This is a genomic window from Streptomyces sparsus (genome assembly GCF_054776295.1).
In genome coordinates this window covers 1-223 of the sequence record NZ_BAAHCA010000530.1, presented here as the reverse complement: position 1 = coordinate 223, position 223 = coordinate 1, and positions in this window count along the sequence as shown.

Below are 223 nucleotides of genomic sequence, written 5' to 3'. Positions count from 1 at the left end.
TTGTCCCGAGCCGCGTCCGGAGCGCGAGCGCCCGGGGGCGTGCTCGACGACGCCGTAGCCCGGCTCCGCCGAGCCGTCCGCCACGTAGGCCAGGTTGACGCGCCCGAGCACCCGCCCATCGCCGTCCACGAGCAGGGCCGGAGCGTGGTCGGGGCGGAGACGTTCGAGAGCGGGCACGGCGGCACGGCTATCCGCCGCTGCCCGTCCGTCAACCGGACGCACC